This window comes from Intrasporangium flavum, assembly GCF_001956915.1.
In the GTDB taxonomy this organism is placed as follows: domain Bacteria; phylum Actinomycetota; class Actinomycetes; order Actinomycetales; family Dermatophilaceae; genus Monashia; species Monashia flava.
On the sequence record NZ_MLJO01000001.1, the window covers coordinates 16,788 to 39,017 of the forward strand.

The following is a 22,230-nucleotide window of genomic DNA, read 5'->3' on the forward strand; positions in this document are numbered from 1 at the left end:
GACCAACAGGTCCGGGCCTTCGTCGTTCTCCGCGCCTTCGTCGTTCTCCGGGCCGGTGTCCGGCCCGGCCCGGTCGCGGCCCGTTCAGTCCTGGGCGGAACGGGCCGCGGCGATGACCGTCGTGAGCGAGCGGTGCAGCTCCTGCAGCTGCGACACGTCCATGCCGAGCCGGGCGATGACCTGCGGCGGCACGCCGAGAGCCTGCCGGCGCAGGTCGCGACCCTCGGTGGTCAGGGTCACGTGCAGGGCCCGGTCGTCGTGGGGGTGCGGGTCGCGGCGGACCAGCCCGGCTCCCTCGAGGCGGCGGACGAGCGGCGAGACGGTGGCCGGCTCGAGGCTGAGCAGGTCGCCGATCTCCTTGACCGTCAAGGGTGCCCGCTCCCACAGGGCGAGCATGACGAGGTACTGCGGGTGCGTCAGCCCGAGGGGCTCGAGGACGGGTCGGTAGAGGCCGATGACGTTGCGGGCGGCCACCGCGAGGGCGAAGCACACCTGCTGGTCGAGCCGCAGCAGGTCGTCGGGGGAGTGCGCCTCGGTGTCCGGGTCTGCTCCTCGGCCGGAGTCCGTCGTGTGCTCCTCGTGGGTCGCGTCGTGCTCGGGTGCCGTCACCGCGTCGCCTCCTGTCCTCGTGGCTGCTCCGACAGGATAGTATGTGCACTAATCATCAGTGCACTAACGATCTTTCCGAGGTGGTCCTCCATGCCGCGATCCTCCCGCACCGGGCGCCTGTCCCTCGCCTACCGCGTCGGCTATGCCCTGCGGATGTTCGGGCTGTCGATCTTCGGGCCCGCGCAGCTCGGCGAGAGCAACGACCCCAAGGAGCGGCTGCGCCGCGAACGGGCGGCGCGCCAGGCGGCGGCCGACTCCGCCCGCGAGGCTGCCCGCCACTGACACGCGCCGGAGCGCGCGGGCGGGTTCCGCAAGAAAGGCGCGATCCTCCGACGCCGCCACCCCACGTCTGCCACAGTGCTCGCCTCGGGATTCATCCGTCCGGTTCGTCCGGCGCTCTTCGGAGGTGGGACCGATGCATCAGCACGCACCCGGGCGATGCGTGACCCGGGGCCGGCCCGCGGGTCGCGCCGCCCGCTCCCTCACGGCCGCCGTGGCCGCCGTGGGCGCGGTCGTCGGCACCGCTCTCGCCGTGGCGCTGCCTGCAGCTCCGGCGGAGGCGGCCACCGCGCCACCGCGCGCCATGTACGTGTGGCAGTGGCAGGACCCGCAGGCGGTCGTGTCCGTGGCGACCCAGCGCGGCGTCGGCACCCTCTTCGTCGCGGTGCCGCCCGACCTCCCGACCTCACCGCAGCTGCCGGCCGTCCGGACGCTCGTCGCCGCGGCGACCGCGAGCGGGCTGCGCGTGGACGCCCTCGGCGGCGATCCCGGCTGGGTCGACCAGCCCACGTGGGCTCTGGACCACTGGCTGCGCCCCACGCTCGCGACCGGCCTCTTCGCGGGCGTCCACGCCGACGTGGAGCCGTGGACCACCTCGGCCTGGACCAAGAGGCAGGCCACGACGGTCTCGCGCTACCTGACGCTGCTCGACTCGCTCGTCGCGGCAGCGGGCCCGCGGCCGGTCGAGGTCGACATCCCCTTCTGGTTCGACGGCATCGCCGCGGGCAAGCGCTCGACGCTCGATCGCGAGGTGTTGCGCCGGGTCGCCGGCGCCACCGTGATGGCTTATCGCAACACCGCGACGGGCAGCGACGGGACGATCGCCCTCGCGGCCACCGAGCTCGCGGTCGGCGCCTCGCTCGGCAAACCGGTCCGTGTCGGGCAGGAGACGATGTTCCTCGGCACCGACCCGGTCTCGGTCAAGCAGACCTTCTACGGCCAGACGCTGACCCGGATGGAGTCGCAGCTGGCGCTCGTCGACGCCGGGGCCGGGGCGTACGCGAGCTACGCCGGCATCGCCGTCCACGACTACACGGCGTGGTCGGCGATGGCGCCCTGACGGGCGCCCTGACGCCCGTCAGGGCGCCCGGGCCAGCCGGCCTCAGGGGCGGCCGGTGACCAGGCTCGTCGCGGGCAGCTCGAACCAGCGCAGGTGGTCGAAGTCGACGTCGACGCTGCCGGCGTCGCACGTCACCGGCCGCGCGTCGGCCAGCACGCGGCGCGCGTCGGCGAGGTGCTGCTCGAGGGCCTCCTCGCCGAGCCGGTCCGCGTGACGCGGGTAGCGCAGCCCCTCCGGCCCGAACGAGACGTCGCGCAGGCGCAGCGGCGGTTCGACGGGGCCGTTGCCGTGGCGCCAGAGGCCGGTGGCGGGCTCGAAGGAGTAGTCGCCGAGGAGGCGCCATCCCTCGCGCGCCACGAGCCGGACGGCCTCGATGACGTAGTCGGCCACGGCGTCGGAGATGAAGTAGTTGAAGTTGATGCGCACCCAGCCGGGCTTGATGCCCTCGCAGCCGCGACCGATCTCGCGCTCGAACTCCTGCGAGCGCTCGAGGTCGATGCCGAGCAGGTGGTGGCCGTACGGGCCGGCGCACGAGCACCCGCCGCGCGACTGGATGCCGAAGAGGTCGTTGAGCACCGCGACGACGAAGTTGTGGTGCAGGTAGGGCCCGCCCGGCGCCCGCACGACGAACGAGACGATCGACAGGCGCTCGGCGTCGAGGTTGCCGAGGATCTCGATGGCCGGCTCCTGGGTCCAGGCCTGCACGGCGCGCTCGAGGAAGGCGTCCTCGCGGGCACGGATGGTCTCGACGCCGACGGCCTCCTTGAGCCCGAAGACGAGCCCGGCGCGGATCGACTCGACGATGGCCGGGGTGCCGCCCTCCTCGCGGTGGGCGGGGTCGGTGAGGTAGTCGTGCGCGGTGGGGTTGACGTAGGCCACGGTGCCACCACCCGGCACGTCGGGGACGCGGTTGGTCAGCAGCTCGCGGCGCACGACGAGGACCCCCGGCGTGGCCGGCCCGCCGATGAACTTGTGGGGGCTCAGGAAGATGGCGTCCTTGCGGGCGAGCTCGCCTGCGACCCCACGGCCACCGCGCCCGTACATCTCGATGTCGACGTAGGGGCCTGCTGCCGCGAAGTCCCAGAAGGCGAGGGCGCCGTGCTCGTGCAGGAGGGTCGAGATGGCGTCGGTGTCCGTGACGATCCCGGTGACGTTGCTCGCCGCCGAGAACGAGCCGATGCGCAGCGGCCGGTCGGCGTGCTCCTCGAGCCGGGCGCGCAGGACGGCGAGGTCGACGTGGCCGTCGAGGTCCTGGGGGATGACGACGACGTCGGCGACGCACTCGCGCCACATGACCTCGTTGGAGTGGTGCTCGTAAGGCCCGATGAAGATGACCGGACGCTGGTCGGCAGGCACGAGATCGCTCGCGTGCCAACGGTCCTCGAAGTTCGAGGGCACCCGCAGGCCGAGGATGCCGACGAGCTTGTCGATGGCGCCGGTGCACCCCGAGCCGGCGAAGACGACGACGGTCTCGTCGTCGCCGCCCACCGCGTCGCGGATGGTGCGCCGGGCGTCCTCGCGCAGCCGGGTGGTCTGCAGGCCGGTGCCCGAGCTCTCGGTGTGGGTGTTGGCGTAGCGGGGGAGCACCTCGTCGCGGATGAAGTCCTCGATGAACCCGAGCGCCCGGCCCGAGGCCGTGTAGTCGGCGTAGGTGACCCGCCGCGGGCCGTAGGGCCCGACCATGACCTGGTCGTCGCCGATGACGCTCGCGCGGATCGTCGCGAGCAGGTCGGGCTGCGGTGCGGTGCTCATGCCCCAACCATAGCGCTAGGTGATGCTAATCCGCACACCTATAACCATTAGTTAGGGACGTGGGAAGCCGGACAGCACGACGCCCCGCCGGCCGGGGCCGGCGGGGCGTCGCGGAGGAAGACGGCGTCAGCGCACCGCGCCGAGGCAGATGACGTTGCCGTTCGTCTCGCCCTCGCGGTACTCGAAGTACGTCGTCGTCGTGGCCTCGTACGGCGCGCACGTCTGGTCGGCGAGCGACTGCACGGTGTCCTTCTTGATGAAGACGACCTTGTACTCGGCCTTCGCGTCGCCGCAGTCGACCTTGGCGATCGAGTCGTCGTCGCCGCTCTTGACGCACTGGCCCACCGACAGGGAGTCGGCGACCGGCTGGTCGGCCAACATGTAGCCGAGGCCGAACTTCACGGCGAGCACGACGACGACCGTGGCGATGGCCGAGAGGATCTTCTTGCGCTTGGAGCCGGCCTTCGGTGCCTCCGGGCCGGGGGTGGCGGGGGCGGCCGGGTCGGCCGGGGCGGCGGGCACGGTGGAGGCCCCGGGTGTCGCAGGCGTCGCAGGCGTCGCGGACGCGTCGGGCGTGGCAGGCATGCCGGACGCGTCGGGCGTCGCGGGCGCGTCGGGCGTCGCGTCGGAGGTGGGCTGCTCGGGCATGGTGAATCGCTCCTCATGGAGAAAGTTGGGACCCCTGGTGATGGCCGCAGTGCGGCCCCGACGGCGGCGCGCGCGGTCGGCCAGCAGATCATGGCGGGTCCACGGGGCCCGTGGTGCCCGATGAGGCCCCGGACCGGTAACGACTTCGCAAAAGTTGTCGCATAGGGTCGAGCGCGTGACGTCGATCTCCTACCCGCTCGCGGAGCGCACGCTGGACAACGGCCTGCGCGTCATCGTCAGCGAGGACCACGCCGTGCCCAACGTCGCCGTCAACCTCTGGGTCGGCGTCGGTTCGCGCCACGAGGCCCCAGGCCGCACCGGTTTCGCCCACCTGTTCGAGCACCTGATGTTCCAGGGCAGCCGCAACGTCGCGTCGGGAGAGCACTTCTCGGCGCTCATGGACGAGGGGGCACGCCTCAACGCGACGACGTGGTTCGACCGCACGAACTACTTCGAGACCGTCCCCACCGGCGCCCTCGACCTCGCCCTGTGGCTCGAGGCCGACCGCCACGGCTACCTCCTCGACGCCGTCAACCAGGAGAACCTCGACAACCAGCGCGACGTCGTCAAGGAGGAGAAGCGCCAGCGGTACGACAACGTGCCCTACGGCACCGCCCTCATCGACATCTACGCGACGGCGTTCCCGGGCGACCACCCCTACCACCACCCGACGATCGGGTCGATGGAGGACCTCGACGCCGCGACCGTCGAGGACGTCCACGCCTTCTTCCGCGCCCACTACGGCCCGAACAACACCGTCCTGACGCTCGTCGGCGACGTCACCCCCGAGGACGGGTTCGCCGCTGCGGAGCGCTACTTCGGCCACCTGCCGGCCATCGCGCTGACGGAGCGGCCGCGCCTGCCGCAGCTGGCCCCGCTCACGGCGCCGGTGCGCCTCGACCGCGTCGGCGACGTGCCCAACGACCGCCTGTACGTCGCCTTCCGCCTTCCCGTCGACACGACGCCCGAGTACCACGCGTGCCAGGTCGCGGTCGACGTGCTCGGCGGCCTGGCGAGCTCACGGCTCATCCGTCGCCTCGTGCGCCGCGACGAGACCGCGGTGGCCGTCGGGGGCTGGACCATGGGGCTCGTCGACGGCGTCGGGCTCGGGGCCTTCACCATCGACGTCGCCGAGGGCGCCGACGTCGAGGCGATCGAGGAGGTGCTCTGCGAGGAGCTCACCGCGCTCGCCGAGCACGGTCCTGACGCCGAGGAGATGGAGTCGGTCGTCGCCGACACCGAGCGCTCCTGGCTCAGCGCCCTCGCCAGCATCGAGGAGCGCGCCGACCACATCAGCCACCACGCCCTGCTCACCGGCGACCCGGGGTACGTCAACGCGTTCGTCGACCACGTGCGGGCCGTGACGCCCGAGGACGTCCGGGCCGCCACGGCTGCCTGGCTGGCCCCGGAGTCGCGCGCCGTCGTGCGCTACCTCGCCGACCCCGCCGGTGCGGGCGACGAGGGGGAGGAGGCGGCATGAGCACCCCCGACGCCACTCCCGCGGTCGCGCGCCCGGCGGTCGCCCCGCCGCAGCCGTGGGCGTTCCCGGAGCCGGTGACCCACGACCTGCCCAACGGCCTGCACCTCGTCACCTACGACGTGCCCGGCCAGTACGTGCTGTCGGTCCGGCTCGGCCTGCCCGTGTCGCTGCGCGACGAGTCGCGCGACCGTGAGGGCGTCGCGACGATCATGGCCCGCACCCTCGACGAGGGCACCGAGCAGCACACCGCCGACGAGTTCGCGCGCCTGCTCGAGCGCAAGGGCGTCGGGTTCGGCGCCGGCTTCTCCGAGGCGGGCCTCTCCGTCGACCTCGACGTCGTCAAGGGCAACCTCGAGCCCGCCCTCGACCTGCTGCGCCAGATCCTCACCGAGCCGGTGTTCCCCCAGGCCGAGGTGGCGCGGCAGGTGCGCACCCGGCTCGCGGAGATCGAGCAGGAGCGGTCGGTCGCGGCGCACCGGGCGATCCTCGAGTTCGTCCGCACGTTCTACGCCGCCGACGACCGTGCGTCCCGCCCCACCGGCGGCACCCGCGACACCGTCTCGGCGATCACCCGCGAGGACGTCGTCGCCTTCCACGCCGAGCACGTCGTCGCCGCCGGGGTGACGATGGTCGTGGCCGGCGACCTCGAGGGGCTCGACGTGCCCGCCCTCGTCGAGGCCTCGCTCGGCGGCTGGCAGCACGGGCCGCGCGATCGTGGCCGCCACCTCGACACCGCCGCCCGGCTGGCCGAGGACCGCTCCCGCGTCGTCTTCGTGTCGCGGCCCGGGTCGGTGCAGACCGAGCTCGTCGTCGGGGCCCCCGGGCCGGACCGGTCGGTGCAGGGCGGCTGGGCGCCGTTCCCGGTGCTCGGCTTCGTGCTCGGCGGGTCGCCGAACGCCCGCGTCGACGCCGTGCTCCGCGAGGAGAAGGGCTACACGTACGGCATCCGGTCCAGCTTCCGTCCACGACGCCGAGGCGGCCTGTTCCTCACGACCGGCTCGGTCCGCTCCGACTCCACCGAGGACGCCGTGCGCACGCTGCTCGAGATCCTCGGTGGCGGCTCGACCGGGTTCAGCGACAAGGAGATCCGCTCCGGCGTCGACTTCATCTCGAAGACTGCGCCGGGTCGCTACGCGACGGCCGACACCATCGCCGACGAGGCCGTCGGCATGGCGCTCGACGGTCGCACAACTGCGTTCACGACCGAGAACCTCCGCGACCTCGCGACCGTCGACGCCACCCGCGTCGACGCCGCGTTCCGGCGCTTCGCCGCGGAGGCGGGGATCACCGGCGAGGGGCTCGGCACCGGGTGGACGATCGTCCTCGTCGGCGACACCGACGCGCACCTCGAGGCGGTCCGCGGTCTCGGCCTCGGCGAGGTCACCGTGGTGCGCGACTCCGCCCGCTGAGGCGGCGTCCGTGCGGGGTCAGGCGAGCGGCTGCTCGAGGACGTAGTCGTCCTCGTACTGGCCGCCGACGAGGAACCGTTTGGTGCCGACGTGCTCGAAGCCGCTCTTGGCGTAGAAGCGCTGGGCACGCTCGTTCTGCTGGTTGACGCCGAGCCAGACGCCGGCCGCGCCGGTGGAGCGGGCCCAGCCGATCGACTCGGCCATGAGGCGCGAGGCGGTGCCGCCGCCGTGGGAGGTGGGCAGGACGTAGATCTTGCTCAGCTCGACGGTGGGGCGGTGCCGGATCGCCGCCCGGACGTCGTCGTCGGCGGGCTCGCCGGCGACGAGCATCGCGTAGCCGACGGCCGTGCCGCCGTCCTCGGCGAGCAGCAGGTGGCGTGCCGGGTCGGCGAGGTAGCCGGCGAACCGCTCCGGTGAGAGCACGTCGGCGACGAAGGCCTCGACCCGCTCGCGCGACATGCTCGGGGGGCACGCGAGCCCGAACGTCTCGGCAGCGACGGCGGCCAGCGCCGGCACGTCGTCGGGCAGCGCTTGGCGTACGAGCAGGCCCATGGCTCAGGCGTTCTCGTGTCGGGACGGCATGCCGATGCGCTCCAGGACGGTGTCGTGGAGCAGGCCGTTGGTGGCGAGCGCGTTGCCGCTCCAGCAGCCCGGGCGCCCGTCGAGACCGGTGAAGCGCCCGCCCGCCTCCTGCACGATGGCGACGAGGGCGGCCATGTCGTGCACCTCGAGCTCGGGCTCGGCGGCGATGTCGACCGCGCCCTCGGCGACGAGCATGTAGGACCAGAAGTCGCCGTAGGCGCGGGTGCGCCAACAGTCGTCCATGAGGTCGAGGACGTCGTCGCGCCGCCCGCGCACCCGCCAGCCGGACAGCGAGGAGTAGGACAGCGACGCATCGCCGAGGCGCCCCACCTGGGAGACGCCGATGCGCTTGGCCGAGGCCAGCGAGCGGCCGGTCCAGGCCCCGCTGCCGACGGCGGCCCACCAGCGGCGCCCGAGGGCCGGTGCCGACACGACGCCGAGCACCGGCTCGTTGTCGACGACGAGGCCGATGAGGGTGGCCCACACCGGCACGCCGCGCACGAAGTTCTTCGTGCCGTCGATGGGGTCGATGATCCAGCGGCGCGGTCCGTGGCCGGTGGTCTCGAACTCCTCGCCCTGCACCGCGTCGCGGGGGCGGGTGCGCTTGAGCTGGGAGCGGACGAGCTCCTCGGCGGCCCGGTCGGCGTCGGTGACGGGGGTGAGGTCGGGCTTGCTCTCGACGACGAGGTCGGCGGCTCGGAAACGGGCCATCGTCACGCGCTCGACGGCGTCGGCGAGCACGTGGGCGAGGCGGAGGTCGTCGTCGTAGGAGGTCACCGGCTCAACCTAGCCTGCGGTGGTGTCGTGCGGCGGCCAAGCCTGCTCCGGGGGGGTCGCGTCCGGACGCAGGGGTGGACCGGTCGTACGGGCACGACTGCGGCTCAGCGTTCCTCGCCCGAGCGGCTCGACAGGAGCCGGCGCAGGGACGCCAGCCGCGACGGGCCCGCCGGGCCCGCGTGCCCACCCGCCACCCACGCGTCGAGGGCGCACTCCTCCTCGTCGTGCGTGCAGCCGCGCGGGCACTCGGCCGTGCCCTCGGCGAGGTCGGGGAAGTGGTCGATGATCCGGTCCGGGTCGATGTGCGCGAGCCCGAAGGAGCGCACCCCCGGGGTGTCGATGACCCAGCCGTCGTCGCCCGGCAGGCGCAGGGCCACGGCGTTGGTCGAGGTGTGCCGCCCGCGGCCGGTCGTGTCGTTGACGTCGCCCGTGGCGCGCATCGCCGTGGGCACGAGCCCGTTGACGAGGGTGCTCTTGCCGACGCCGGAGTGGCCGACGAGCACCGAGACCCGGCCCGAGAGCCGCTCGCGCAGCTCCTCGAGCCCGGTGAAACCGTCGGCGGTCCGGGAGGTCACGACGTGCTCGACCTCGAGCGGCGCGTAGCTCGCCAGGAACGGCGCCGGGTCGACGAGGTCGGCCTTGGTCAGGGCCAGGAGCGGTTCGAGGTCGGCGTCGTAGGCCGCGACGAGGCAGCGGTCGACCATGCGGGGCCGCGGCTCGGGGTCGGCGAGCGCCGTGACGATGACGAGCTGGTCGGCGTTGGCCACGATGATGCGCTCGTAGGGGTCGGTGTCGTCGGCGGTGCGTCGCAGCACCGAGCGGCGCTCCTCGATGCGCACGATGCGGGCCAGCGCGTCGGGACCGCCGGCGAGGTCGCCGACGAGCGCGACGTCGTCACCGACGACGACGCGGGTGCGCCCGATGTCGCGGGCCTTCATCGCCGTGACGACGCGCTCGGGCTCCTTGCGGCCGAGCGCGCCCTTCGGCACGAGGCACGTGTAGCGGCCGCGGTCGATGCCGATGACCATCGCCACGACGGCGTCGGCGTGCGCCGGCCGCTCCTTGGTGCGGGGCCTCGAGCCCTTCCGGCTGGGACGGACGCGGACGTCGCCCTCGTCGAGGTCCCGCCAGCTCATCGGGGCAGCACCACGGGCGCCGTGCCGGCGAGCATGCCCTGCCACAGGCCGACGAAGTCGGGGAGCGTCTTGCGGGTCGTCTGGACGTCCTCGACGTGGACCCCGGGCACGCGTAGGCCGAGGATGGCGCCGGCCGTGGCCATGCGGTGGTCGTGGTAGGTGCGGAACCGCCCGCCGTGCAGCGTCGCGGGCGCGATGCGCAGGCCGTCGTCGGTCTCGGTGACGCGGCTGCCGAGCGCGCCGAGCTCGGCCGTCAGGGCGGCGAGGCGGTCGGTCTCGTGGCCGCGGATGTGCGCGACACCGCGGATCCACGTCGGGCTCGAGGCGAGCGCCGCGAGCGCGGCGACGGTCGGGGTCAGCTCGGCGGCGTCGTGCAGGTCGATGTCGATGCCGGCCAGCTCGTCGCCGCCGCTCACGGTGAGCCCGGTGCGGTCGAGTCGGACGTCGGCGCCCATCGAGTCGAGGATCTCGCGGAGCATGTCGCCGGCCTGGGTCGTGTGCTGCGGCCAGCCGGGCACCCGGACCGTGCCGCCCGCGACGAGCGCGGCCGCGACGAACGGCCCGGCGTTGGACAGGTCCGGCTCGACCGACACGTCGAGCGCGTTGATCTCCGACGGCTCGACGCGCCACGTGTTGGGCTCGCTGTCGTCGACGATGGCCCCGGCGTCGCGGAGGGTCTCGACGGTCATGAGGATGTGCGGCTCGCTCGGCACCGGCTTGCCGTCGTGGTGCACGGTGACGCCGTCGTCGTAGCGGGCCCCGGCGAGCAGGAGGCTCGAGACGAACTGCGAGGACATCGAGGCGTCCATCGTGACGCTGCCGCCGGCGAGGCCGCCGCGGCCGTTGACGGTGATCGGCAGGTGCCCCTCGGCGTCGTCGATGTCGGCGCCGAGCGCGCGCAGGGCGTCGACGACCGGGCCCATCGGGCGCACCCGCGCCTGCGGGTCGCCGTCGAGCAGCACGGGCCCGTCGGCGAGCACGGCGACGGCCGGCAGGAAGCGCATGACCGTGCCGGCGAGGCCGCAGTCGACGCGGCCGCCGCCGCGGAGGGTCTCGGGCGGCGTGACGAGCCAGTCGTCGACGGCGCCGGGCGACGCGTCGCCCTCGGCGGGCACGTCGTCGATGCCGACGCCGAGGCTGCGCAGCGCGTCGGCCATGAGGAGCGTGTCGCGCGAGCGCAGCGGCGCCCGGAGGCGCGACCGGTCGCTCGCGAGGGCCGCGAGGACGAGGTAGCGGTTGGTCAGCGACTTGCTGCCGGGCAGCACGACCGTGGCGTCGAGCGGGCCCGACGCCGTCGGTGCCTCCCAGTCGCCGTCGGGGTCGGCCGTCAGGACGCCCGCGGCCGAGCCATGGTGCGGGCGGTGCGGGTCGTGCAGGTCGTGCGGGTGGGGCTGCAGGTGCTCTTCGGGGAGGGGATCGGCGGGACTCAAGTCAGCTCACGACGTCCTGGGCTCGATGGGCGAGGAGGCGGGCCTCGCGCGCGGCGGTTGCCTTGGCGTGGCGTGCCTCGCGGCGGGTGGTCTTCGTGGCGTGCTGGGCGCGCCAGGCCAGACCGGGGCGGCCCTCGGTGTCGACGGCCGCGAGGAGCAGGCCGCCGAGGAGGCCGACGTTCTTGAGGAAGAGGCTGCGGCTGGCGGCCTTGCGGTCGGGATCGGTCTCCTCCCAGAAGGCGTGCTCGATGGCCGTCGTCGGCACGATCGAGGCGGCCAGCACGGTGGAGGCGAGGCGGGGGAGCCGGCCCGTGGCGAGGAGCAGGCCGCCACCGAGCAGGGCGGCGCCGTTGGCCCGGACGACGAGGTCGGGGTCCTTGGCCGCGCGGGCCACCTTGTCGGCGCCCGGCACCTGGTCCGGCACCTTCTCGAGCAGGTGCGCCGCCTGGTCGGTGCGCGCGGACGGGTTGCGCAGGGCGTCGACACCCGCGGCGATGAACACGGACGCGAGCAGGGGACGAGCGAGACGGCGGACGATCATGACCTTCCTCCTCCGGCCGGGCCGTGCGTGACGGGCCGCGGCCATCGTGGACCAGTGGGACCTACGGTAGCGACATACCCAAGGCGGCACGCCCGATGCCCGTGACGGTGGACGCACCTAGGCTGGGCGCCATGTGTGGGAGGTACGCCGCCAGCGCCCGGCCGGACGAGCTCGTCGAGGCCTTCGACGTCGACGAGGACCACACCGGCGACCCCGCCCGCAGCATCCTGAAGAACCCGCAGAGCCCGCCGGCCGGCGAGCCCGACTGGAACATGGCGCCGTCCAAGCAGGCACCGGTCGTGCTGACGCGGGCACCGCGTCCGGTGGACGGCGAGCCCGACGCCGACGCCCCGACGCGGCAGCTTCGCCTGCTGACGTGGGGGCTGGTGCCCGCGTGGGCCAAGGACGTCAAGATGGGCCTGCGGATGACGAATGCGCGGGCCGAGTCGGTGCTCGGCAAGGGCGCCTTCGCCAAGGCCGCTTTGTCGCGGCGCTGCATCGTGCCGGCCGACGGCTGGTACGAGTGGCAGGCCTCGCCCACCGCGGTCGACGCCAAGGGCAAGCCGCGCAAGCAGCCCTTCTTCATCCACCGCGCCGACCGCGAGAAGGTCGGCTTCGCCGGCCTCTACGAGTTCTGGCGCGACCGCGACCGGCCCGACGGCGACCCCGACGCGTGGCTCACGACGTTCACGATCATCACCACGGCCGCCGACCCCGGCATGGACCGCATCCACGACCGGCAGCCCCTCGTCCTCGAGCCCGACCAGTGGGAGCGCTGGCTCGACCCCGCCGAGAAGGACCCCGACTACGTGCAGGGCGTCCTCGACTTCGCGCGCCCCGGCCGGTTCGAGGCCTACCCGATCGGCCGCGGCGTCGGGGCGACGGCGAACAACGGCGCCCACCTGCTCGACCCCGCGCCGCGCGAGGAGCTCGTCGGGGTGCTCGACCCGATGACCGGTGAGGTGATCGGGTCGTGACCGGAGGGCTCGAGGCCACCGTCGGGGGAGTGCGGCCCCGTGTCCGCGAGATCGAGACGCCGCAGGGGCCCGCGCGCGTGCACGTGTGGCGTCCGGTCGGGGCGGGCTCGACCGTCGTCCTCGGGCACGGCGCCGGCGGGGGGCTGCGGGCGCTCGACCTCACCGTCGCCCGCGAGGTCCTCGTGGCGTCGGGGCGCGCGGTCGCGCTCGTCGAGCAGCCCTGGCTCGTCGCCGGCCGGAAGATCGCGGGGCGCCCGCCGACGCTCGACGAGGCGTGGGTCCCCGTCGTGGAGGCGCTCCTGTCCGGGCGGGGGAAGCTGCCGCGTCCGCTCGTCGTCGGCGGCCGGAGCGCCGGGGCCCGGGTCGCCTGCCGCACCGCGGCGACCCTGGGCGCCGACGCCGGCCTGCTGCTCAGCTTCCCCCTCCACCTGCCGGGCCGCCCCGACCGGCTCCGGGCCGACGAGCTCGCCCTCGCGCCCGACCCCACCTGGGTCGTGCAGGGCACCCGCGACAGCTTCGGCACGCCCGAGGAGGTGCGCCAGCACCTGCCGCCGGGGGCCACGCTCGTCGAGGTGCCCGGCGCGCACAGCTTCCCGACGGGGTCGCGGGCCCGGCTCGTCACCGAGCTCACCCGCATCGCGGGAATGCTCCCCGGCACCTGACCGTTGCACCGGGCATGGTTCCCAGCCCCTGCGTCGCCCCAGAGCGCCCGTCCGGATCGCCCCACGAGGGGCTCCGCGCGGGCGCAACCGTGACGACCCGCCCGGCGCGGCTAGGCTGGGAGGCGATGGCAAAGGACAAGCAGACCGACCCGACGGCCCCGCTGGGCCTCGTGGAGCCCGGCCCGGGTGCCCCTGTGGCGAACGGGGCCGACGTGATCGACGACGCGACCGACGACGCGATCGACGACGTGACCGGCGCCGTCACCGACGCCGAGGCCCAGGCCCGCGCGGACGCGTCCGTCGACGTCAAGGCCGAGACCTCCGAGCAGCGCCGCGCCCGCTTCGAGCGCGAGGCGATGCCACTGCTCGACCAGCTCTACAGCGCCGCCCTGCGCACGACGCGCAACCCGAGCGACGCCGAGGACCTCGTCCAGGAGACCTTCGCCAAGGCGTACGCGGCCTTCCACCAGTACCGCCCGGGCACGAACCTCAAGGCGTGGATGTACCGCATCCTCACCAACACCTACATCAACAGCTACCGCAAGAAGCAGCGCCAGCCGCTCGAGTCCGACGCGTCCGACATCGAGGACTACCAGCTGGCCCGCGCCGAGTCCCACTCCTCGTCCGGGCTGCGCTCGGCCGAGGCCGAGGCGCTCGACCACCTGCCCGACAGCGACGTCAAGCGGGCCCTGCAGGCGATCCCCGAGGAGTTCCGCCTCGCGGTGTACTTCGCCGACGTCGAGGGCTACTCCTACAAGGAGATCGCCGAGATCATGGAGACGCCGATCGGCACCGTGATGAGCCGGCTGCACCGCGGGCGGCGCCAGCTGCGCGAGCTGCTCTCCGAGTACGCCGCCGGTCGGGGCTTCGCCCAGGCCGGCGCCTCCAGCGCGACGAGCGGGGCGGCCGGCAGCGGCCGTCCGGGCACGGAAGGAACCGGGTCATGAGCCACCACGACACCACGGGTGGGGACAGCGGGCGCACCGACTGCTCCGAGGCGCTGCTGCGGGTCTACGAGTACCTCGACGGCGAGCTCGGTCCGGAGGACTGCGCCAAGATCCAGGCCCATCTCGACGAGTGCGGGCCCTGCCTCAAGGAGTACGACCTCGACACGACGCTCAAGGCGCTCATCAAGCGCTCGTGCGGTCGCGAGGAGGCGCCCGACTCGCTGCGCACGACGATCATGTCGCGCATCTCGATGACGGTCATCACCGTCGAGCGCGGCCAGTAGCAGGCCAGCAGCAGGTCCGGCACCGCCCGGGAACGACAAAGGCCCGCCTCCCCTCGGGGAGGTGGGCCTTTCGACGTCTTCGTGGCTCAGGCGTTGGGCTTGCGGCCGTGGTTGGCGGCGTTGCCCTTGCGCGAGCGACGCTTGCGGGCGCGCTTGCTCATCGGGGTCTCCTCGTGGATGCTTCTGGGGTGCTGCCCGGTACGGGCACGAGGCAGCAAGTCTCCCACACGCGTGACGCGGCGCCGAATCCGCAGGGGGTTGACGCGCACAAACGTAAAATCTTGGTATAGATCCGGGCGCTACCGACCGGCTCTACTTCCGTGCGCCTTCACGCTGGTGCCACGATGAAGCAGAGGGAAACCTCTGTGTTCTTGTGCTACCGCGGCAACGTCCCTCCATGGCGCACGCATCCGGAACATCACCACCTGAAGGAGCCCCCCACCATGTTCGCTGCCCTCCTGTCGGCCCTCGCCGCCACCAACGACTTCACGACCCGCGCGCTCATCTCGTTCGCCAACACGTGGACCTGGAGCTGAGCGCAGACCCTCGCCACGTCCAACGGTTCGGTCCTGCCACTCGCCAGAAGTTGCGGGACCGATCCGTCGTGTCGTACGCCTAACACGTGACCAGCAGACCCGAGCCCGACTCCTCGTCGCGCCTCCTGCCGTACTACATCACCCTCGTCGTCACCCTGTCGCTCGCCGTCGGCCTCGTTGCGTGGGTCTTTGGGCGGCGGCCCGAAGCAGGTCCCCTCGTGCTCCTGGTCGCGATGGGCGTTCTGAGCTACGTCCTCCGTGAGCCGGACGTCACCTCACGGATCGGGTTCTCGTTCCTCTCGATCATCCTGCTCGCCTCCGGGGCGATCCTCGGGCCCTTCGGTGCCTGGTTCGTCGGGCTGAGCTCACAGGCCATCGAGCGCCAGCAGATGGAGTGGTACAAGCGCCTGTTCAACGCGGCGATGACGAGCATCATCGGCTTGGTCGGGGCCACGGCCTACATCCTCTGCGGCGGGGCGTCCTCGCTCGAGCAGGTGACCGGCTTCTCCGACCTCGCGCTGCGGGTCGGGCTGCCCCTCATGGTGGCCGACGTCGTCCAGTGTCTCACCAACGCCTTTCTGGTGGCCGGCGCCGTCGCGCTGTCCCAGCCGGTCCCGTTCTGGGTCTTCGTCCGCCGGATCCTCGTCAGCTCGGGCGTCGCCTACATCGGCTACGGCATCATCGGCTTCCTTTTCGTCGTCCTCTGGTACCCGGCCGGCCTCGGGGCCTTCAGCGCCCTGCTCGTCATGGCGCCGCTGCTCGCCGCCAGGTGGGCCTTCGTGCAGTTCGGCGAGGAGCAGCGCTCCCACGAGCGTGTCGTCGAGACGCTCGTGACCTCGCTCGGCACCAAGGAGCCGCCCGCCGTCGAGCGGAGCGCCCGCGTGGCGCAGCTCGCCGAGTGGACCGCAGAGGAGCTGGGGCTCGGGCCCCGCCAGATCGCGACGGTCACCTACGCCGCCACCCTCCACGAGATCGGCCACCTCGGCGTACCGACGCGCCTGCTGCGCCGGGCGCCAGGTGCGCTGACCGAGTCCGAGCGGCGCATCGTCGACCGGCACAGCGTCATGGGCGCGCGCATGATCGAGGGCATCGAGTTCCTCGAGGAGGCCCGTTCCGGTGTCCGCCACCAGCGTGAGCGGTTCGACGGGCGCGGGCTTCCCGACGGGCTCGCGGGCGCCGACATCCCTGTGGCGGCGCGCATCGTCGGCGTCGTCACGGCAGTCGAGGCCAGTCTGCCCGAGGACGTCGGAGGTGCCCCGCCGTCGGCCGAGCTCTACCGCATGCTCACGACCGACGCCGGCCGCTTCGACCCGGCCGTGGTCGACGCCGCGTGGGCCGCGCTCCACAAGCACGGCATGCCCACCGGGGCGGGGGCGGTGAGCGCGTCATGAGGCTGGCGCTCTACCGCGACCCCGTGGCCCTCGTCGTCGGCCTGCTCGGCCTGGTCCTCAGCGTGGCCGTGGCCGTGGGCACGGGCGACTCGCCGGGCCTCGACGGGCAGGTGTCGTTGCTCGTCACCGCGGCGTTCGCCGTGACCATCGTGCTCGGGGAGTGGTTCCAGCTGTCCGCCCCGGGCTTCCGCGGATCGGCCCCGATCGCCACGGCCACCGCGCTCGCGTTCGCCTTCGCCGTCCAGGTCGGGCCCGTCGAGGTGGCCTTCTCGACGCCGTACGTGCTGGCGGTGACGTCGGTGTCCATGGCGCTCGGCGCGGGCGCGCGGGTGCTCGGCGGGCGGGAGGTCAGCCTCGTCGAGACGACCGGCCGCTTCATCGCCGTCGCCGTCGCGGCGCTGCTCTACCGCAACGTGCACCTGGGGCAGAGTCCCGGCGGCCCGCCGCGCGACGACACCCTGGTGCCGTGGCAGCGAGCCATGTTCATGCTCGCTGTCTGCGTCGCCGCCCTCGTCGCCGACACCCTGTTCACCTCGGTCCTGCGGGCCACGGCCACGGCCGACCTGCGCCGCACCTTCGTCGACGAGGCGCGGTCCTCCTTCGCCCTCTCCGGCGCGGTCGCGGTCACCGGGGTCCTCGTGGCGCTCGCCCTGCCGACGCTCGGCGTCATGGCCCTGCCGCTGTTCATCCTGCCGCTCGTGCTCACCCTGTTCGCCTTCCGTCGCTACGTCAGCATCCGCGCCACCTACCTGCAGAGCATCCGCACGCTGTCGCGCCTCACCGACGCCGCCGGCTACACGCCCTCCGGGCACTCGGAGCGGGTGGCTGCCCTCTGCGTGCGCGTCGGGCGGCAGCTGGGCGTGTCCGAGCGCGACCTGCTCGACCTCGAGTACGCGGCCCTGCTGCACGACATCGGCCAGGTGGCCCTCGTCGAGCCGATCCCGGGCGGGGCCACGGTGCTGGCCGCCCCCGCCGACCAGCGGCGGATCGCCGCCGACTCGGTGGCCATCGTGCGCGAGACCGGCGTCTTCGAGGGGGCGGCCCGCATCCTCGAGCACCAGACGACGCCCTACCGGCAGGTGCGCGAGCTCGGCGAGGAGATCCCGCTGACGAGCCGCATCCTCAAGGTCGTCAACGCCTACGAGGACCTCACGGCCGGGGCTCGGAGCGCCCGGGCCCGGGAGGCCGCGGTTGAGCGCATCTACCTCGGCCTGGGCTACGAGTACGACCCCCGCGTCGTCGACGCGCTGCTCGGCATCCTCGGCTCGACGCAGCAGGACTGAGACCCCCGCCACACGTCGGCTGCGGCCCTTGGGTGGCGCGGCGGCCTGTGCCAGACTCTGCGGATCGGGCAACCCCCGGACGCGTACGACGACGTGCAGGCAAGACCCCCGCACCGCTCCACCCAGCGAGGGCAGCCCTGCCCTCCTTCCTCCCACGCGAACGAGGTGTTCCGTCATGAGTGCGTTGCCCACCAGCCAGCTCGTCGACCCGAGGGACCCGGTCTTCCGGGCCCACGTGGGCGGCAAGCTCGGGGTACACGCCACGTCCGAGCTGCGCGACGCAGCCGACCTGTCCCTGCTCTACACCCCCGGCGTCGCCGACGTCTCCCGCGCCATCGCCGCCGACCCGACGCTCGCGGCCGTCTACACGACGCGTCGCAACACGGTGGCGGTCGTCAGCGATGGCACCGCGGTGCTCGGCCTCGGCGACGTCGGCCCGCTCGCCGCCATGCCCGTCATGGAGGGCAAGGCGGTCCTCTTCAAGCACTTCGCCGGCGTCGACGCCGTGCCGGTGTGCATGGAGACCGGCACCGTCGAGGAGATCGTCGACGCCGTCGCGCGCATCGCCCCCACCTACGGCGGCATCAACCTCGAGGACATCTCGGCGCCGCGCTGCTTCGAGATCGAGCGGCAGCTGCGCGAGCGCCTCGACATCCCGGTCTTCCACGACGACCAGCACGGCACGGCGATCGTGGCCCTCGCGGCGCTCGTCAACGCAGTGCGCGTCGTCGACAAGGCCCTCGAGGACGTCACCGTCGTGGTCTCCGGGGCCGGTGCCGCCGGCGTCGCGGTGAGCCGGATCCTGCTGGCCGCCGGCGTCGGCGACGTCGTCGTGGCCGACTCGCGCGGCGTGCTCGGACCCGACCGCGAGGACCTGGCCCCGCACAAGGCCGACCTCGCCGCCGTGACCAACCGTCGCGGCGTCACCGGGACGCTCGGTGACGCGCTCGAGGGAGCCGACGTCCTCGTCGGCGTCTCGGGCGGCACGGTCCCCGAGCGCGACCTGCTGCGGATGGCGCCGCGGGCCGTCATCTTCGCGCTCGCCAACCCCGACCCCGAGGTGCACCCGAGCGTCGCGACGCGGTTCGCCGAGGTCGTCGCCACGGGCCGCTCGGACTTCCCGAACCAGATCAACAACGTCCTCGCCTTCCCCGGCATCTTCCGCGGAGCGCTCGACTCGGGTGCCCGCGAGATCACCGAGGACATGAAGCTGGCCGCGGCGTACGCCATCGCCGGTCTCGTCGAGGAGCCCACGGCCGACTGCGTCGTGCCGAGCGTCTTCGACGAGCGCGTCGCCCCCACGGTGGCGCGGGCCGTCGCGGCGCTCGCGCCGTAGCCCCGGCCGCTGCCGGGCCGAGCCTGACGTGTCCGTGCGACCGGACGCGTCAGGCCGGCTCGGTGTCGGCGCGCTCGGCCACGTAGGGGTCGGTGAGGCCGCGGGCCGCGAGCGCCTCGCCCGTGGACCGGGCGAAGGCGACGACGTGCAGCGCCGTCGGCACGACGACCGCACGCGGGCTCCGTTCGAGCCCGCGCGCCCGAGCCGCGTCGCGCACCGAGGCGAACGACCCGGCCACCCACGGCACCGAGCGCACGACGACGGCGAGCGTCAGGGCCACGACCTCCGGGTCGACGAGGCGGCGCAGCGGGCGCGCGCCCCGGACGACGCCGTCGAGCAGGTCGGTGACGGGCGTCGTGGCCGTGAGGACGCCGGCGGCGAGGTAGGCGTTGACGATCCCCAGCACGACCCGGACGGCGTAGGCCGGTCCCTGCGCCCACCACTGGAAGGCGAGGAGCAGGACGAGCACCGGGGCGATCGCGCGCAGCGACCGGAGGACCCGTCGGAGGGGTAGGTGGGCCACGGCGGCCGTCACCACGACGAGGCCGAGGGTGACGAGCAGCGGCGTCAGGGACCGGGCCACCCACGGCACCACGCCGACGGCCAGGACGCCGGCGAGCTTGAGCCACAAAGGTGCTCGGTGCACGGGCGAGCTGCCGGGGAGGTGCGCCGCGAAGAGGCCGGCGGCGTTCACGAGCGGGACGCGAGGGCGCGGTAGTGGTCGACGGCCTCGGCCGGCGGTCCGTCGAAGACGACGCGTCCGGCGTCGACGACGAGGGTGCGGTCGGCGTCGAGGGCGAGCTCGAGGTCGTGCGTCGCGACGACGAGGACCTGCTCGAGGCCCGCCAGCAGGCGGCGCAGCAGCGCCGTGTTGCGCAGGTCGAGCAGCGTCGACGGCTCGTCGAGGACGAGGACTGCGGGCTCGGTGGCCAGGACGACGGCGAGGGCCATGAGCTGCCGCTCGCCGCCGGACAGCTCGTGGACGCTCCGGTCGGCGAGGTGGGACAGGCCGAACCGGTCGAGCACCGCCTCGGCGGCGGACCGGCGCTCGGCGCGCGAGCGGTGCACGCGACGCAGCGACAGCTCGACGTCCTCGCGCCCCGTCGGCATGACGAGCTGGGACAGCGGGTCGGTGAAGGCGAAGGCGACGCGTCGGCGCACCCGGGCACCGTCGTGCCGGGTGTCGAGGCCGTCGACGGCGACGGCGCCGCTCGTGGGCAGGACGAGCCCGTTGAGCAGGCGCAGCAGCGTCGACTTGCCCGAGCCGTTGGCGCCCACGACGGTGACGCGTCGTTCGGCCAGCTCGAGGTCGACGGGGCCGAGGACGGTTCGTTCGCGTCGACCGGGGTCGCCCTCGACGGGCACGGTGACCGTCGCGCCGTCGAGCCGGATGCGGCCGGTGCCTCCCGCTGTCACGCCCGGTGAGGCCCGGGGCGTACGAGGACGTCCGGGAAGGCCCGGTGCACGGCCGCGGCCGCGACGGCGGCGACGAGCGCCTTGAGCAGGTCGCCGGGCAGGAAGGGCAGGTCGGCCGCGACGGCGGCGGACAGCGGCAGGTGGAGGTTGAGGACGAGCCCCGCGACGCCGAGCACGTGGATGACCGCGACGGAGGTGGCCACGGCGACGGTGGCGAGCAGCGGCACCCACCAGCGTCGGTCGGTGCGGCGCACGACGAGTGCCGCACCCGCGCCGGCGACGACGGCGGCTGCGAGGAAGGACACGAGGTAGCCGGCCGTCGGGCCGCTCAGGACCTGCAGGCCGGACTGGCCCTTGCTGAACACGGGGAAGCCGACGAAGCCGATCGCGAGGTACACGAGCACCGCGAGCGCCCCGCGCTTCGGGCCGAGGACGAGACCGGTGAGCAGCACGCCGAGCGTCTGCAGCGTGATCGGCACGCCGAGGCCGCCGACGGGGATGCCCGGAACCACGGCCGTCGCGACGAGCAGCGCCGCGAAGACCGCGACGTGGGCGACCGAGCGGGCATCGACGCCGCGAGATGCACTCGAGCCGCCGGGGGAGGCGTCGCGGGTTTCAAGGGCTTCTCGAGCGGGTCGGGGGACGGCCTCGGTCCGGGTGTCGTCGGTCACGGCCCGCACCCTACCGGGGCCGCGCCGACCGCCCGCTCACTATGGTGCTGGGATGCTCGCTGCCTACGCCGCCAGTCAGTCCGCGTCCGACCCGCTCTCCGGCCTCGTCGTCGGCGAGCGCCCCGACCCCGAGGCGCGTCCCGGCTGGTCGGTCGTCCACCTGCGGGCCGCGGCCCTCAACCACCATGACGTGTGGTCGCTGCGCGGCGTGGGGCTGCCGGCCGACCGCCTGCCGATGGTCCTGGGCTGCGACGGTGCCGGCGTCGACGCGGACGGCCGCGAGGTCATCGTCCACGCGGTCGTGGCGTCGGAGGGCTGGCGCGGCGACGAGACGCTCGACCCGCGGCGCACGCTGCTGTCCGAGCTGCACGACGGGACGCTGGCCGAGAAGGTCGCGGTGCCGACCGCCAACCTCGTGCCCAAGCCGGAGGGCATGTCGTGGGAGACGGCCGCCTGCCTGTCCACGGCGTGGCTCACCGCCTACCGGATGCTCTTCACGAACTCCGGCGTGCGTCCCGGGGGCACCGTCCTCGTGCAGGGCGCCGGCGGCGGGGTGGCCACGGCCCTGGTCCAGCTCGGCGCGGCGGCCGGCTACCGGATGTGGGTCACCTCGCGCGACGAGGCCCGCGGCGCCAAGGCACTCGACATCGGCGCCGACCGGGTCTTCACCTCCGGCGAGCGGCTGCCCGAGCGCGTCGACGCGGTCATGGAGACCGTGGGCGCGGCGACCTGGTCGCACTCGGTCAACTCGCTCAACCCCGGCGGCACCATCGTCATCTCCGGTGCGACGTCCGGTGACGCTCCGGCCAAGGCCGAGCTGACGAAGATCTTCTTCAAGCAGCTGCGCGTCGTCGGGTCGACGATGGGCACGCGCGAGGAGCTCGCGCGCCTGGCCCAGCTCGTCGTCACGGCCGGCATCGAGCCGGTCGTCGACTCGGTGCTGCCCCTGGCCCGGGCCCGCGACGGCTTCGCCCGCATGGTCGACGGCGACGTCTTCGGCAAGGTCGTCTTCACCGTCGGCTGA

24 protein-coding genes are annotated in these 22,230 nt (G+C 73.6%); 12 read left to right on the plus strand and 12 right to left on the minus strand.

What is annotated here, in order from left to right:
* Nucleotides 1-84: 84 nt before the first annotated feature.
* The gene (locus BIV28_RS00070; RefSeq protein WP_076258480.1) at nucleotides 85-513 is read right to left on the minus strand and encodes a MarR family winged helix-turn-helix transcriptional regulator; all 429 of its coding nucleotides are present in this window, start codon (nucleotides 511-513) and stop codon (nucleotides 85-87) included.
* A gap of 186 nt (nucleotides 514-699) precedes the next feature.
* Between BIV28_RS00070 and BIV28_RS00075 the strand changes: the two genes are divergently transcribed.
* Complete coding sequence (locus BIV28_RS00075) at nucleotides 700-891, plus strand: hypothetical protein (protein WP_076258229.1); 192 nt, start codon at nucleotides 700-702, stop codon at nucleotides 889-891.
* A 133-nt stretch (nucleotides 892-1,024) separates the two neighbouring features.
* On the plus strand, nucleotides 1,025-1,948 hold the full coding sequence (locus BIV28_RS00080; protein WP_207555670.1) for a hypothetical protein: 924 nt from the start codon (nucleotides 1,025-1,027) through the stop codon (nucleotides 1,946-1,948).
* Between the two features lie 42 nt (nucleotides 1,949-1,990).
* Here BIV28_RS00080 and BIV28_RS00085 read toward each other — a convergent pair whose 3' ends face one another.
* Together BIV28_RS00085 and BIV28_RS00090 are read right to left on the minus strand one after the other, a co-directional pair.
* Complete coding sequence (locus tag BIV28_RS00085) at nucleotides 1,991-3,700, minus strand: aminotransferase class V-fold PLP-dependent enzyme (RefSeq protein WP_076258232.1); 1,710 nt, start codon at nucleotides 3,698-3,700, stop codon at nucleotides 1,991-1,993.
* Between the two features lie 126 nt (nucleotides 3,701-3,826).
* On the minus strand, nucleotides 3,827-4,348 hold the full coding sequence (locus BIV28_RS00090) for an LppU/SCO3897 family protein (RefSeq protein WP_076258234.1): 522 nt from the start codon (nucleotides 4,346-4,348) through the stop codon (nucleotides 3,827-3,829).
* Nucleotides 4,349-4,523: 175 nt separating this feature from the next.
* Between BIV28_RS00090 and BIV28_RS00095 the strand changes: the two genes are divergently transcribed.
* Both BIV28_RS00095 and BIV28_RS00100 read left to right on the plus strand, forming a co-directional pair.
* Nucleotides 4,524-5,828 carry a M16 family metallopeptidase gene (locus BIV28_RS00095; RefSeq protein WP_076258236.1) on the plus strand — a complete coding sequence of 435 codons (1,305 nt, stop codon included), beginning with the start codon at nucleotides 4,524-4,526 and terminating at the stop codon, nucleotides 5,826-5,828.
* Nucleotides 5,825-7,237, plus strand: coding sequence for a M16 family metallopeptidase (locus BIV28_RS00100; RefSeq protein WP_076258238.1), 1,413 nt, complete (start codon nucleotides 5,825-5,827; stop codon nucleotides 7,235-7,237). Before BIV28_RS00095 ends, BIV28_RS00100 begins: the two co-directional genes overlap by 4 nt.
* Before the next feature lie 18 nt (nucleotides 7,238-7,255).
* On the opposite strand, the gene BIV28_RS00105 is transcribed toward BIV28_RS00100, so the two are convergent.
* The 5 genes from BIV28_RS00105 to BIV28_RS00125 form a co-directional block, all read right to left on the minus strand.
* Nucleotides 7,256-7,789, minus strand: a complete 534-nt coding sequence (locus tag BIV28_RS00105; protein ID WP_076258240.1) for a GNAT family N-acetyltransferase — start codon at nucleotides 7,787-7,789, stop codon at nucleotides 7,256-7,258.
* 3 nt (nucleotides 7,790-7,792) lie between these two features.
* On the minus strand, nucleotides 7,793-8,596 hold the full coding sequence (gene hisN / locus BIV28_RS00110) for a histidinol-phosphatase (RefSeq protein ID WP_076258242.1): 804 nt from the start codon (nucleotides 8,594-8,596) through the stop codon (nucleotides 7,793-7,795).
* Nucleotides 8,597-8,700: 104 nt separating this feature from the next.
* Entirely contained in the window at nucleotides 8,701-9,732 is a 1,032-nt protein-coding gene (rsgA, locus tag BIV28_RS00115; RefSeq protein ID WP_076258243.1) for a ribosome small subunit-dependent GTPase A, read from the minus strand.
* Nucleotides 9,729-11,063 (minus strand): 3-phosphoshikimate 1-carboxyvinyltransferase, encoded by a 1,335-nt coding sequence (gene aroA / locus BIV28_RS00120; protein WP_076258482.1) that lies wholly within the window; start codon nucleotides 11,061-11,063, stop codon nucleotides 9,729-9,731. The genes rsgA and aroA overlap by 4 nt, the downstream gene beginning before the upstream one ends.
* A gap of 100 nt (nucleotides 11,064-11,163) precedes the next feature.
* Nucleotides 11,164-11,703 carry a DoxX family membrane protein gene (locus BIV28_RS00125; RefSeq protein ID WP_076258245.1) on the minus strand — a complete coding sequence of 180 codons (540 nt, stop codon included), beginning with the start codon at nucleotides 11,701-11,703 and terminating at the stop codon, nucleotides 11,164-11,166.
* A 131-nt stretch (nucleotides 11,704-11,834) separates the two neighbouring features.
* Between BIV28_RS00125 and BIV28_RS00130 the strand changes: the two genes are divergently transcribed.
* From BIV28_RS00130 to rsrA, 4 genes are all read left to right on the plus strand, one after another.
* Nucleotides 11,835-12,680, plus strand: coding sequence for an SOS response-associated peptidase (locus tag BIV28_RS00130; RefSeq protein ID WP_076258247.1), 846 nt, complete (start codon nucleotides 11,835-11,837; stop codon nucleotides 12,678-12,680).
* On the plus strand, nucleotides 12,677-13,342 hold the full coding sequence (locus BIV28_RS00135; protein WP_083706905.1) for an alpha/beta hydrolase family protein: 666 nt from the start codon (nucleotides 12,677-12,679) through the stop codon (nucleotides 13,340-13,342). The genes BIV28_RS00130 and BIV28_RS00135 overlap by 4 nt, the downstream gene beginning before the upstream one ends.
* 125 nt (nucleotides 13,343-13,467) lie before the next feature.
* On the plus strand, nucleotides 13,468-14,289 hold the full coding sequence (locus BIV28_RS00140; RefSeq protein WP_083706906.1) for a sigma-70 family RNA polymerase sigma factor: 822 nt from the start codon (nucleotides 13,468-13,470) through the stop codon (nucleotides 14,287-14,289).
* Nucleotides 14,286-14,573: a mycothiol system anti-sigma-R factor gene (rsrA, locus tag BIV28_RS00145; protein ID WP_076258249.1), complete on the plus strand. Its 288-nt coding sequence runs from the start codon at nucleotides 14,286-14,288 to the stop codon at nucleotides 14,571-14,573. Before BIV28_RS00140 ends, rsrA begins: the two co-directional genes overlap by 4 nt.
* A gap of 86 nt (nucleotides 14,574-14,659) precedes the next feature.
* On the opposite strand, the gene BIV28_RS20505 is transcribed toward rsrA, so the two are convergent.
* Nucleotides 14,660-14,734 carry a 50S ribosomal protein bL37 gene (locus tag BIV28_RS20505; protein ID WP_369791897.1) on the minus strand — a complete coding sequence of 25 codons (75 nt, stop codon included), beginning with the start codon at nucleotides 14,732-14,734 and terminating at the stop codon, nucleotides 14,660-14,662.
* A gap of 461 nt (nucleotides 14,735-15,195) precedes the next feature.
* On the opposite strand from BIV28_RS20505, the gene BIV28_RS00150 reads away from it, so the two are divergent.
* The 3 genes from BIV28_RS00150 to BIV28_RS00160 all read left to right on the plus strand — a co-directional run bounded on the left by BIV28_RS00150 (nucleotide 15,196) and on the right by BIV28_RS00160 (nucleotide 19,119).
* Nucleotides 15,196-16,500, plus strand: coding sequence for an HD-GYP domain-containing protein (locus BIV28_RS00150; RefSeq protein WP_076258250.1), 1,305 nt, complete (start codon nucleotides 15,196-15,198; stop codon nucleotides 16,498-16,500).
* Nucleotides 16,497-17,783: an HD-GYP domain-containing protein gene (locus tag BIV28_RS00155; protein WP_076258252.1), complete on the plus strand. Its 1,287-nt coding sequence runs from the start codon at nucleotides 16,497-16,499 to the stop codon at nucleotides 17,781-17,783. Before BIV28_RS00150 ends, BIV28_RS00155 begins: the two co-directional genes overlap by 4 nt.
* A gap of 175 nt (nucleotides 17,784-17,958) precedes the next feature.
* Complete coding sequence (locus BIV28_RS00160; protein ID WP_076258254.1) at nucleotides 17,959-19,119, plus strand: NAD(P)-dependent malic enzyme; 1,161 nt, start codon at nucleotides 17,959-17,961, stop codon at nucleotides 19,117-19,119.
* Between the two features lie 49 nt (nucleotides 19,120-19,168).
* Here BIV28_RS00160 and BIV28_RS00165 read toward each other — a convergent pair whose 3' ends face one another.
* The 3 genes from BIV28_RS00165 to BIV28_RS00175 are packed head-to-tail and all read right to left on the minus strand — an operon-like array spanning nucleotide 19,169 to nucleotide 21,206.
* Nucleotides 19,169-19,813, minus strand: a complete 645-nt coding sequence (locus BIV28_RS00165; RefSeq protein WP_076258256.1) for an energy-coupling factor transporter transmembrane component T family protein — start codon at nucleotides 19,811-19,813, stop codon at nucleotides 19,169-19,171.
* Nucleotides 19,810-20,535: an energy-coupling factor ABC transporter ATP-binding protein gene (locus BIV28_RS00170; protein WP_423221526.1), complete on the minus strand. Its 726-nt coding sequence runs from the start codon at nucleotides 20,533-20,535 to the stop codon at nucleotides 19,810-19,812. Before BIV28_RS00170 ends, BIV28_RS00165 begins: the two co-directional genes overlap by 4 nt.
* Entirely contained in the window at nucleotides 20,532-21,206 is a 675-nt protein-coding gene (locus BIV28_RS00175) for a biotin transporter BioY (RefSeq protein ID WP_242652698.1), read from the minus strand. Before BIV28_RS00175 ends, BIV28_RS00170 begins: the two co-directional genes overlap by 4 nt.
* 52 nt (nucleotides 21,207-21,258) lie before the next feature.
* On the opposite strand from BIV28_RS00175, the gene BIV28_RS00180 reads away from it, so the two are divergent.
* Entirely contained in the window at nucleotides 21,259-22,230 is a 972-nt protein-coding gene (locus BIV28_RS00180) for a zinc-binding dehydrogenase (RefSeq protein ID WP_076258258.1), read from the plus strand.

Bases quoted from the DNA above. Each gene is read 5' to 3' on its own strand.
- BIV28_RS00075 (WP_076258229.1), top strand. From the start codon at position 700: ATGCCGCGATCCTCCCGCACCGGGCGCCTGTCCCTCGCCTACCGCGTC.
- BIV28_RS00080 (WP_207555670.1), top strand. From the start codon at position 1,025: ATGCATCAGCACGCACCCGGGCGATGCGTGACCCGGGGCCGGCCCGCG.
- BIV28_RS00085 (WP_076258232.1), bottom strand. From the start codon at position 3,700: ATGAGCACCGCACCGCAGCCCGACCTGCTCGCGACGATCCGCGCGAGC.
- BIV28_RS00090 (WP_076258234.1), bottom strand. From the start codon at position 4,348: ATGCCCGAGCAGCCCACCTCCGACGCGACGCCCGACGCGCCCGCGACG.
- BIV28_RS00100 (WP_076258238.1), top strand. From the start codon at position 5,825: ATGAGCACCCCCGACGCCACTCCCGCGGTCGCGCGCCCGGCGGTCGCC.
- BIV28_RS00105 (WP_076258240.1), bottom strand. From the start codon at position 7,789: ATGGGCCTGCTCGTACGCCAAGCGCTGCCCGACGACGTGCCGGCGCTG.
- rsgA (WP_076258243.1), bottom strand. From the start codon at position 9,732: ATGAGCTGGCGGGACCTCGACGAGGGCGACGTCCGCGTCCGTCCCAGC.
- BIV28_RS00125 (WP_076258245.1), bottom strand. From the start codon at position 11,703: ATGATCGTCCGCCGTCTCGCTCGTCCCCTGCTCGCGTCCGTGTTCATC.
- BIV28_RS00130 (WP_076258247.1), top strand. From the start codon at position 11,835: ATGTGTGGGAGGTACGCCGCCAGCGCCCGGCCGGACGAGCTCGTCGAG.
- BIV28_RS00140 (WP_083706906.1), top strand. From the start codon at position 13,468: ATGGCAAAGGACAAGCAGACCGACCCGACGGCCCCGCTGGGCCTCGTG.
- rsrA (WP_076258249.1), top strand. From the start codon at position 14,286: ATGAGCCACCACGACACCACGGGTGGGGACAGCGGGCGCACCGACTGC.
- BIV28_RS00155 (WP_076258252.1), top strand. From the start codon at position 16,497: ATGAGGCTGGCGCTCTACCGCGACCCCGTGGCCCTCGTCGTCGGCCTG.
- BIV28_RS00160 (WP_076258254.1), top strand. From the start codon at position 17,959: ATGAGTGCGTTGCCCACCAGCCAGCTCGTCGACCCGAGGGACCCGGTC.
- BIV28_RS00180 (WP_076258258.1), top strand. From the start codon at position 21,259: ATGCTCGCTGCCTACGCCGCCAGTCAGTCCGCGTCCGACCCGCTCTCC.